This window comes from Amycolatopsis sp. (assembly GCF_025464955.1).
GTDB lineage: Bacteria > Actinomycetota > Actinomycetes > Mycobacteriales > Pseudonocardiaceae > Amycolatopsis.
Map to the genome: position 1 here is coordinate 110,787 of NZ_JAODNM010000067.1, position 9,156 is coordinate 119,942.

The 9,156-nt window shown below is 66.7% G+C and carries 9 protein-coding genes and 1 pseudogene; 5 read left to right on the forward strand and 5 right to left on the reverse strand.

Annotated features, from left to right (window positions below):
• Window positions 1-3: 3 nt before the first annotated feature.
• Entirely contained in the window at window positions 4-1,341 is a 1,338-nt protein-coding gene (locus tag JWQ81_RS15640; RefSeq protein ID WP_297542059.1) for an adenylosuccinate lyase family protein, read from the reverse strand.
• 191 nt (window positions 1,342-1,532) lie between these two features.
• Here JWQ81_RS15640 and JWQ81_RS15645 point away from each other — a divergent pair, with 191 nt between their 5' ends.
• Genes JWQ81_RS15645 through JWQ81_RS15655 form a run of 3 tightly spaced genes read left to right on the forward strand, consistent with a single transcriptional unit; the run spans window position 1,533 to window position 4,776 of the window.
• On the forward strand, window positions 1,533-2,474 hold the full coding sequence (locus JWQ81_RS15645; RefSeq protein ID WP_297542061.1) for a thiamine pyrophosphate-dependent dehydrogenase E1 component subunit alpha: 942 nt from the start codon (window positions 1,533-1,535) through the stop codon (window positions 2,472-2,474).
• The gene (locus JWQ81_RS15650; protein ID WP_297542062.1) at window positions 2,467-3,441 is read left to right on the forward strand and encodes a transketolase C-terminal domain-containing protein; all 975 of its coding nucleotides are present in this window, start codon (window positions 2,467-2,469) and stop codon (window positions 3,439-3,441) included. Before JWQ81_RS15645 ends, JWQ81_RS15650 begins: the two co-directional genes overlap by 8 nt.
• 51 nt (window positions 3,442-3,492) lie before the next feature.
• A complete protein-coding gene (locus JWQ81_RS15655; protein WP_297542063.1) occupies window positions 3,493-4,776 on the forward strand; it encodes an MFS transporter in 1,284 nt (427 codons plus the stop codon).
• 81 nt (window positions 4,777-4,857) lie between these two features.
• On the opposite strand, the gene JWQ81_RS15660 is transcribed toward JWQ81_RS15655, so the two are convergent.
• Window positions 4,858-5,808 carry an SDR family NAD(P)-dependent oxidoreductase gene (locus JWQ81_RS15660; protein WP_297542064.1) on the reverse strand — a complete coding sequence of 317 codons (951 nt, stop codon included), beginning with the start codon at window positions 5,806-5,808 and terminating at the stop codon, window positions 4,858-4,860.
• Entirely contained in the window at window positions 5,805-6,458 is a 654-nt protein-coding gene (locus tag JWQ81_RS15665; protein WP_297542065.1) for an NAD(P)H-dependent oxidoreductase, read from the reverse strand. Before JWQ81_RS15665 ends, JWQ81_RS15660 begins: the two co-directional genes overlap by 4 nt.
• A 120-nt stretch (window positions 6,459-6,578) precedes the next feature.
• Here JWQ81_RS15665 and JWQ81_RS15670 point away from each other — a divergent pair, with 120 nt between their 5' ends.
• Window positions 6,579-7,193, forward strand: a complete 615-nt coding sequence (locus JWQ81_RS15670; RefSeq protein ID WP_297542066.1) for a TetR/AcrR family transcriptional regulator — start codon at window positions 6,579-6,581, stop codon at window positions 7,191-7,193.
• A 36-nt stretch (window positions 7,194-7,229) separates the two neighbouring features.
• Here JWQ81_RS15670 and JWQ81_RS15675 read toward each other — a convergent pair.
• Window positions 7,230-7,526: pseudogene (locus JWQ81_RS15675) on the reverse strand (aldehyde dehydrogenase family protein); the annotation flags it as partial.
• A 271-nt stretch (window positions 7,527-7,797) separates the two neighbouring features.
• On the opposite strand from JWQ81_RS15675, the gene JWQ81_RS15680 reads away from it, so the two are divergent.
• On the forward strand, window positions 7,798-8,433 hold the full coding sequence (locus tag JWQ81_RS15680; RefSeq protein WP_297542067.1) for a hypothetical protein: 636 nt from the start codon (window positions 7,798-7,800) through the stop codon (window positions 8,431-8,433).
• Between the two features lie 343 nt (window positions 8,434-8,776).
• On the opposite strand, the gene JWQ81_RS15685 is transcribed toward JWQ81_RS15680, so the two are convergent.
• Window positions 8,777-9,156: cellulase family glycosylhydrolase (locus JWQ81_RS15685; protein WP_297542068.1), on the reverse strand; the 380-nt coding region annotated here is incomplete at its 5' end.

Below are 9,156 nucleotides of genomic sequence, written 5' to 3' on the forward strand. Positions count from 1 at the left end.
GCCTTAGACTTCTGTTCTCCACAGCGCGAGTGCCGCGTTGACGGTCTCGTGTGGACGGCCGAGATAGGACTCGGGCGGCAGCTCCTCGATCGTCGCGGCCACCTCGGCCGGCAAGGCGTGGCGCAACGCCGTGAACAGTGGTTCGCCGGTCGCGCGGCAGTGGCCCACGGCTTCGTAGACCAAGTCGTGGGCGCGTTCGCGGCCGAGCCGGTCCGCCAGCCGCATCATGTACGCCTCCGCCATCACCAGGCCGCCATCGGCACGCAGGTTGGCGCGCATCGCTTGCGGGAACACCTGCAGCCCGGCCGCAATCGAGGCGGAGGTGCGCAATGCGGCCGCGCTCAAGCAGACCAGCTGCGGGAGTACCTGCCATTCCGCCTGCCATTCACCCGCGGCGCGTTCGTGCCCCGCCTCCATCACGCGGAACAGTGCTGAACTCAGCGCCCCGGTGGTGGCCGACAGGCCGATCACCGCCTCGGACTCGATCGGGTTGACCTTCTGAGGCATCGTCGACGAGGCGCCCCGGTGATGCCCCGAGGCCTCACCGACCTCAGCGATCTCGGTGCGCGACAGGTCGACGACCTCGCGGGCGAAGCGCGCGCAGGTCCCGGCGAGCAGGGAGCAGACCAGGCCGAACTCGGCGAGCCCGTCGCGTGCCACATGCCACGGGACGTCCGTCGTGCGCAGGCCCAGTAACCGCGCGACCCTGGCACGCAGCGCCACTGCGTGCACACCGTATGCGGCGGACGTCCCGCCGGCGCCGAACAAGGACACGACGGCGAGCCTGGTGCGCGCCGCCGCCAGCCGGTCGCGGTGACGTGCCAGTTCGCCGACGTAGGTGGCGATCTTCGCGCCGAACGTGGTGGGCACCGCCTGCAATGCGTGGGTGCGCCCGGCGATCACGGTCTCGGCGTGTTGTTCGGCCAGCCGCGCCATCGAGTCGCCGAACTCGGCGAGAAGCACCCCGAGCCGTGCGGCGGATTCGTCGAGTTGGAACGCCAGCCCGGAGTCCATGATGTCCTGGGTGGTGGCGCCGTAGTGCACGCGGCCCCGGTGAGCCTCCGGCAGCGCGGCGTCGATCTGGCGGACCAGGGACAGGATCGGGTAGCCGACGGTGCGGGTTTCCTTCCAGAGTCGGTCACGATCGATGTTCCCTGGCTTCGCGGCTTCGACGATCGCTTCCGCGGCGTCGGTCTCGAGTATGCCCAGTTCGCCTTGTGCGGTGGCCAGTGCGGCCTCGACGCGCAGCCAGGACCCGATCGTCGCTTCCTCGGACAGGATCTGCGCGGTGCGGTCGTCGCCGTACAAGCCGACGAGTATCTCGAAGCGCTGCGGACTCATCGCCCTCCTTCGTGGCTCGGTAGCCGATCACGCTCGGCATTCGATCAACAAGCAGTCAATCGATTGTCTAATCCTACGACGGCCCGGCGTCAAGCTCAACGTGAGCCTGGTTTGCCAGATGTGGAACCCTGTGTTTTAGTGAGATCAATCGATTGACTAGATGAGCGGACACCCGAGTGGTGGAGGTATCGATGACTACGGATCAGCTCGCGGCGGATCTGCGCGCGATGTGGCGGATCAGGGCCTTTGAGGAGAAGATCCAAGTCCTGCACAAGGACGGGGATGTGCGCGGCTCGGTCCACCTGTGCATCGGCCAGGAGGCCGGCCCGGTGGGCGCGTGTGACGTTCTCGGTGAGTCCGACGCGTTGTTCGTGACCTACCGCGGGCACGGCTGGGCCATCGGCCGCGGGACGCCGCTACGCCCGCTGTTCGCCGAACTGCTGGGCCGCGCCACCGGCGTCAACGGCGGACGTGGCGGCTCGGCGCACTTCAGCGCTCCCGAGTACGGCTTCTACGGCGAGAACTCCATCGTCGGCGGCGGCGCTTCGCACGCCGTCGGGGCCGCGCTCGCCGGCAAGCACGACGGCACGGACCGTCTCGCCGTAGCAGTCTTCGGCGACGGCGCGATGAACCAGGGCGCGGTGTACGAGGCGATGAACTTCGCCGCGGTGCTCAGCCTTCCGGTGTTGTTCCTCTGTGAGAACAACCGGTATTCCGAACTGACCCCCATCCGCGACATGGTCCGCAATGAGCGGCTGACCGACCGCGCCACCGCACTCGGGATGCCCGCCGGCCGCATTGACGGCAACGACCCGGCCGTGGTCCGCGAGACTGTCGCCGATCTCGCCGAGGCCGCCCGCGAAGGCGGCGGTCCCGCGTTCGTCGAGCTCACCACCCAGCGGCTTGTCGGGCACTACATCGGCGACGTGCAGCAGTACCGCACCAAGGAGGATCTCGAGGCAGACGCTCTCGTTGAGCCGATCGTGGTGGCGACCAAGAAGCTCGCCGAGTCCGGTGTGGACACCGACGCTATCGAGCGCGAGGTCCGGGAAGAAGTGGAAACCGCGGCGCGTCAGGCACTTGCCGATCCGGCAGCCGATGTCAGCAAGGTCAAGGAGCACCTCTATGCCTGAGCTCAACTACTCCGGTGCTGTCAACGCCGCGCTGCGCCGCTGTCTCGAAGAGATCCCGGAAACCTTGCTGTACGGCGAAGACGTGGCAAAGCCCGGTGGCGTGCACGGCGTGACCCGCAGGCTGTGGAAGGACTTCGGCGACCGGGTGTTCGACACTCCGATCAGCGAGTCGGCGATCCTCGGCTCCGCGATCGGCGCGGCCATGATGGGCCGGCGGCCCATCGTCGAGATCATGTGGGCGGACTTCTTCCTCGTCGCGCTCGACCAGATGGTCAACCAGGCGGCCAACGTCCGCTACATCTCCGAAGGCCGGCTCACCGCGCCGCTGGTCGTGCGCACCCAGCAGGGGAACTCGCCCGGTGCCTGCGCGCAGCACTCACAGAACCTCGAAGCGCTCTTCACCCATACCCCCGGCCTGCGCGTCGCGATGCCTTCGACCCCGCAGGACGCGTTCGACATCATGGTTTCCGCCGTGTACAACGACGACCCGGTGGTCGTGATCGACAACCGGACGCTGTACTTCGGTGACAAGCAGCACGTTGTCACCGACGCCGCGCCAGCGGCGATCGGGGGCAGCCACTTGCGACGCACCGGGTCGGCCGCCACCGTGGTCACCTGGGGTGCGATCACCCACCACGTGCTCGCCGCGGCGGATCGGCTCGGCGAAGAAGGCGTGGAGGTGACCGTCCTGGAAACGCCGTGGCTCAACCCGTTCGACCACGACGCGCTGCACATGTCCCTTGCGTCCACCGGCGGACGGCTCGCCGTCGTGCACGAGGCCAACACCACCGGCGGGTTCGGCGGTGAGGTCATCGTGCGCGCGCTCGAAGCGGGAGTCCTTTCCGGACGTCCACTTCGGATCGGTACGGACGATTCGCGGATCCCCGCCACACCCGAACTCGCCGCCGCCCTCATCCCGGGCGCCGACCGGATCTTCGCCGAGCTGAAGCAGTTCCTCACGAGGTGAACTGACCCCCCTGGAGTCCCCCTTCCTGGAGTCCCCTTCCTGGAGTCAATGATGACCAAGGTTCGTTACCAGGTGTTCGCGATGAACTTCGCGGCTTGCCTGATCAACTACGGTGACCGCGTCGCCTTGTCCGTGGCCGCGCCGTTCATCCTGGCCGAGTTCCATTTCTCGCCCGCGTTGTGGGGAGTCGTCCTCAGCGCGTTCTTCTGGACGTACTCGCCGTTCGCGCTCCTCGGCGGGTTCATGGTCGACCGGATCGGCGTCCGCCGGGCGTACACGATCTGCATGCTGGTGTGGTCGCTCACCATTCCGCTCACGGCGAGCGCGTGGAGCGCCGGCTCGCTCATCATCGCCCGGCTGCTCTTCGGCGCGGGGGAGGGGCCTCAGGCGCCGATCAGCACCAAGCTGACCGCGAACTGGTTCCCGAGACGGCAGACCTCGACCATGCTCAACCTGGCGCAGGCCGGCACCACGATCGGGCCGATCATCGCGACCCCGCTGGTGGTGTTGGCGTGCACGACGATGGGTTGGCGCCCGGCCTTTGTCATCCTTGGCGCCTTCGGGGTCGTGTGGTGCGCGGTGTGGTGGTTCGTCGCTCGGGACCGTCCACAGGACCACCCGCGTTCCGACGCCGCCGAGCGGGCATACGTCACCGCTGACCACGAACCAGCGACGGGCGAGGCGAGCAAAGGAAATGTCCGGTTCTGGACGCTCCTGCGCACGCCATACGTTCTCGCACTGGCGATCGCCTTCTTCGCCTACTCGTGGGTTCTGTTCATGTTCCTCACCTGGTATCCGACCTACCTCGTAGATGTGCGCGGCGTGAAGAAGACCGATCTCGGCGGGATCGCCACCATTCCTTGGATCGCCGCGACGGCAGGCCTGATCGTCGGTGGCTTCGTCGCCGACCGGCTCATCAAGCGCTCTGGCAGCTTCGTGAAACCGCGCAAGTGGATGATCGTCGCCTGTCTGATCGCGGTGGCCGTCTGCTTCGGGCCATCACCTTTCGTCCGGTCGCCGACGCTCGCGCTCGCGTTGGTGTGCGTCGCGATATTCTTCCTGCTCGCCAGTTACCAGTATCAGGCGTTGATCGTCGCGCTGGTTCCCTCGGGGTATATGGGCAGGCTCGCCGGTGTGATCCAGATGTGCTCGACTTTGGCCGGCATCCTCGCGCCGATCGTCACCGGCGAGGTGGTCCAGGCGACCGGCAGCTACACTCCGGCGTTCCTGGTCGGCGGCGCGCTGGCAGTGGTCGGTGCCGTCGCCGTTGTGGTGCTCGTGCGGGAGAAGCAGACTTCGCCCTCGACCGACTCGGAACCGCTCGGAGTGGCTTGACCTGCCGTGCACGACAGGACTCAGGATGGGCCTGAGCGAGGTCGCGGGCAGGTCAGGCCCGCGACCTCCGTCAGCCCGATATTAGTTGAGCGCGTGGTGCAAAAGCACCTCGGAGGCAGACAGGTAGCGATCGACGTAGTTTCTGTCGAGGCCGCGAGTCGGCAGGATCGGTTGGGCCTTGTGCCCGAACATGAGCCCGGTCCGCCCTTCAAGTTCCGGGGCGAAAAGGAGCGGCACCATCCGTTTCGCATAGGTCTCAGGAGATTGCATGGAGATGCCGATGACGGTCTCGACCAGTTTGTGAGTGGTGCTGCCGTCGCCCAGGAAGTTGCTTCTGATGCCGGTTTTGATCAGGTAGGGTCCCAAGCCGAAGAAAGCCGGACCTGGGAACCTGTTCTCTGCGCCGAGTACGAGGGCTTCGTTACCGGCGATGGTGTTGGCGTGGGCAACCAGGGATTTGTAGTTCTTCTCCGAGTTGAGGTCGGCGGGGTTGCCGATCTCTCCCACGCCGGGAGACCCCATGACGAAAACGCGCGGCCTGGGTGTCTCCTCCCCACGGGCGGATCCGAGTCTGGGGCTGAGTCCTTGAAGGACCGCGAGCCGACTCAAGTAGCTGATCGCCATATCTCGCTCGACTAGTTCGCGCGTCTCCTCCCGCGTCTTGGCCGCGATGATTCCTGTGGTGAAGAGCACCACGTCGAAGGATTCCGCCGGGAGTTCGAGGCCCACTCGGACAGCCTCGCTCATCAATGACAGATCAGCCGCCACGAACGTCAGCCGGGCAGCCTGGTCGTCGCGAAACGTTCGCCCGACCACCGTGACGTCCGCACCTCGCGCCAACGCTTGCCGGGCGATGGCTCGCCCAAGGCCGTTGGTCCCACCGATGACGGCCAACTTCTTTGAGGAGAGATCGAGTCGCTCGACCGGGATCGGTCGCATGATCACACTCGGATCCGGAACTCCCTTCTTGGGAGTCTTTTGCTTCCGGGGAGTTTCGGAATCGCTCGGCGCGGAACCTTTTGCCGCGTTCACAGATGCTTCCCTTCTTGCGTGACGGCCAGGGTGCGGCCGGCGTGGCGGGCGGCGTCGGTGGCCTCGGCGTGCCGTTGGGCGGCCAGGTCCTGGAGGCCTTCCATACCGGGGGTGGTGGCGGCCAGGGTGAGTTCTCGTTCGATGACGGTGAGGTCGGCCTGCCAGTAGTCGGCGAGGATGCGCCGGAGGTAGGGGGTGGAATGATCCCAGCCCTCACGGGGTGTGCCGGGTCCGTAACCTCCTCCGCGGACGGTGACCAGGGCGGTGGGCTTGTCCTTGAGCAGGCCGTTGGCAGCTACGCCGGCGGCGGCGCCGACAAGGTCGATCCAGGTCTTGACGTGCTGGGAGACACCGAAGTTGTAGAGCGGGATCGCCAGTAGGACGGCGTCTGCGTCGGTCAGTTCCGCCGTCACGTCGGCGGCGAGGGCCAGGGCGTCGCGCTGGTCCGGGGTGCGCTCGCCCTCAGGTGTGAAGCCGGCGGTGGTCGCGAGCATCCAGGCGTCCGCCGGTAGCGGATCGGCGCCCAGATGGCGGCGGATGACCGGCTCGCCGGGGTGGGCTGCGGACCATTCAGCTTCCAGCAGGTCGGCGAGTTCGGCGCTGGTCGAGGTGCTGGGCAGGATGCTGGCGTCCAGACGGAACAGGGTCATCAGTGTTTCTCCAGGTCAGTGTGGTGTGCCTGGGACGGTCCCAGGGTGCCGGTGGGTGCCACCGTATCAGCATAAACGGACTTTACCCCGTTTGTTATTCCAGCCGGTAGAGTGAGTCCCGTGGATCTACCTGTCTTGCCCTTGGAGGCGCCGCGCGTCGAGCGCGCCGACGCCGTACGCAACCGGCAGCACCTGCTCGCCGTGGCTCGCGAGATGCTCGCCGAACAGGGCGCGGCGACGCTGACCATGGACGGCCTGGCCGAACGGGCGGGCCTGGGCAAGGGCACGGTCTTCCGCCGGTTCGGCACCCGCGCGGGGATCTTCCAGGCGCTCTTGGACGAGGAGGAGCAGGCCTTCCAGGCGCAAGTCCTGTCCGGGCCGCCGCCGCTCGGCCCCGGCGCTGCGCCGCTGGAGCGCCTGATCGCCTACGGCCGGGCCCGATTCGCTTTCCTGTTCTTGCACCACGAGATCGCCCGCGCCGCCCTGGATGGCAGCCAACCTGTACCAGCCGGATCGGAGACGAGCCTCTCCCGGCTGCACATCCGCATGCTGCTGGGGCAGATAGACCTCGGCCCCGCCGACCTCGACACCTTGGCCATCCAGCTCGCCGCCGCCCTGGACGGCCCCTTGCTGCTCTATCTATCGGCGTCCGACCTCACCGATACCGCTCTCCACGTCGAGCAGCGGGTCGCACAGGGCTGGCAGGACCTCGTGCAGCGCGTCTGTCGACCTTGACCGACAATCCGAGCCGGTTCTGGCCGGTCGTCACCTTCAGGTGCTCACGAATTGTCTCCCCGTGGGGATCGCGGCACCGGGGCTGGCCGGGTCGTCGACCATCTCGTTGATCATCACGCGGCCGGCGAGAATGCGGTTCGCGACCGTACGGGCGCGGCCCTGGTCCTCGCCGTAGACGTAGGCGTGGAGACCGTATTCGACGTCGTTGGCGATGGCCTCGTCGTCGTCGCGGTAGGTGATGACCGACAGGACGGGCCCGAAGATCTCTTCCTGGGCGATCGTCATGTCGTTGGTGACACCGACGAAGACGGTGGGCTTGATGTAGTTGCCAGCCTCGAAGCCGCGAAAGTCACTTCACGGCGAATTGCGGTGCGAGATGTGACTTTCGCTGCCACTGCTCGCAAAGCGTGTCACTCACAGATGCACCAAGCCCGCGAGGCCGGTCGCTTTGCGTGAGTCGCGAATGGCGTCATCCGTGCGTTCACTGCAAGGAAAGTCCCTTTCGGTCACTCACGAAACGCAGCCACCAGCGCATCGGAACGGGCCAAGATTCGCGCGTTACGCGGCGGCGATCGACGGCCGTGACTATGCCATGCTACGCAACGTGTTGACCGATGACGCCCGGTTCGTCGCCCAAATCACCGCTGGCCCGGCGGTGGGGCCGGACGAGTCCGGCGACGCGATCGTCAAGTTCGTCTCCGACACCACTGCCGTAGAGCACGGCCAGCGTCGCCACGTATTGACGAACGTGTGGCGCGAGGGGGAGGAGGTCGCTCATGCCGGTGTGGGTCTGTTCGAACATGCCCTCCGGGCGTCTGCTGACGTCCTGGAGGGTTGGTTCCTGAGCTCAGGAACCGGCTGCCCGACGTCACTGGCCTGGGCGCCCGCGGTCCACATTTCTGATGACTGGTGGGGTGCTTGCTGTGCGGCGACCCACACCGCGACGAGCGACGCCCACCAGGCGAGCAAGACCGTGCACGCGGCGAGCACGGCGCCGGTGGACGGTGCGGGGGTGTCGACGCGGGTCCATTGCTCTTCGAACTGCCAGACGGTCGGCATGGCGATGAGCGATCCGGCGACGGTCAGCGTGACGAACACGACGAGCGCGGCGCGGTACCGGGCCAACCGGCGGGCGGGGCTCACCGAAGGACCGCAGGGGGAAAGCCGCTGGCGTCGATGCCGTCGGTGGAGGCCGGCTCGAATACGGGTGGCATGGCGCCTCCGCAGTGCCGGCGCGTGAGGCCGAGCTCGATGACCGGCTCGCACCAACACATATCAGAGTAGGCGTGATGCCGGAGCCCAGCGGCGCTGTGGCCGAATCGACAGCCGGATCGTCATTTCTTGCCCAGCTTCATATCAACGAAACCTGGCAGCGGTCGAAGCCGGTTTCGTTCTTTGTAGCAGGGGCAGCACTGCCAAGGAGCAGGTTTCTCGTCGTCAGGCTCAGTCGTTCCCGGATTCTGCGACCCCAGAGTCAGGGATCTCGGCGGGAGCGGAGGACGAACTTCTGGACCTTGCCGGATGCCGTCATCGGGAAGCTCCGTGGGCCTCACCGCGCCCAGCGGTGAGGCCCACGAAGGACATCAGGGGTAGACGCCCGAAAGGCGGTTGACGATGTTGGGTCGTTGCCAGGCCGCGGTGTTGCGGTTGAGCAGTCCGAATTGGTCGTCGCCGATACCGATGGAACCGTTGTCCCACACCATGATCTTCTGCCCGAACTGCTTGGCGTAGGACGCGATGTGCGAGTCGTAGTTGGCCACCTGATCGGAGTTGTCGGCGCCGTTGTACGGCTTCACGGTGGCGCCCATCTCGGTCCAGGCCACGTGGATGCCCTTGCTGCTGAACAACTGGTTCGCGTGGTTGACGTCGCCGTCGGGCAGGTAGTTCATGGAGCCGTCCCACGTCAGGTAGTTCGGGGCGGTCGCCGAGCAGAAGGCCCACGGGTTGTAGGTGTGTATCGACA

Bases quoted from the DNA above. Each gene is read 5' to 3' on its own strand.
- JWQ81_RS15640 (WP_297542059.1), bottom strand. From the start codon at position 1,341: ATGAGTCCGCAGCGCTTCGAGATACTCGTCGGCTTGTACGGCGACGAC.
- JWQ81_RS15645 (WP_297542061.1), top strand. From the start codon at position 1,533: ATGACTACGGATCAGCTCGCGGCGGATCTGCGCGCGATGTGGCGGATC.
- JWQ81_RS15650 (WP_297542062.1), top strand. From the start codon at position 2,467: ATGCCTGAGCTCAACTACTCCGGTGCTGTCAACGCCGCGCTGCGCCGC.
- JWQ81_RS15655 (WP_297542063.1), top strand. From the start codon at position 3,493: ATGACCAAGGTTCGTTACCAGGTGTTCGCGATGAACTTCGCGGCTTGC.
- JWQ81_RS15665 (WP_297542065.1), bottom strand. From the start codon at position 6,458: ATGACCCTGTTCCGTCTGGACGCCAGCATCCTGCCCAGCACCTCGACC.